The organism is Streptomyces sp. SID12501 (assembly GCF_010550245.1).
Lineage (GTDB): Bacteria > Actinomycetota > Actinomycetes > Streptomycetales > Streptomycetaceae > Streptomyces.
Window position 1 is genome coordinate 1 of record NZ_JAAGLU010000868.1, and the last position, 411, is coordinate 411.

The following is a 411-nucleotide window of genomic DNA, read 5'->3' on the forward strand; positions in this document are numbered from 1 at the left end:
CAGATCGACATTCCGGGCCAGCCGGCCAACGACGACCAGCCGGTCGGCGGTGAGCGCCGTCGGCGCCGCGCCACCGCGCAGGCGGGCAGCCCCGAGAGCACTGTTGTGACGGACACCAAGACGGACATCAAGACCGAGACGAAGACCGAGCCCCAGGCAGAGGCGAAGACCGAGGCCAAGCAGGACGGCAAGGCCGAAACCGCGGTTTCCGCGTCGGCCCAGGAAGGCGCGGACGGCCGCCGGGGCGACCGCCAGGAGCGCGGTCAGCGCGGCGACCGCCAGCGCGGCAACCGCCAGGACCGTGGTGACCGTCAGGACCGCGGCGACCGCCGTGACCGTGGCAAGGGCGACGACCAGGGCGGCCAGCGCCAGCAGCGCCAGGGCGGCCAGGGCAACCAGGGCGCTCAGGGC

At 74.5% G+C, this 411-nt stretch carries 1 pseudogene; it reads left to right on the forward strand.

Going from position 1 to position 411, the window contains the following annotated elements:
* Positions 1-411 (forward strand): annotated as a pseudogene (locus tag G3I71_RS48885) (transcription termination factor Rho); the annotation flags it as partial.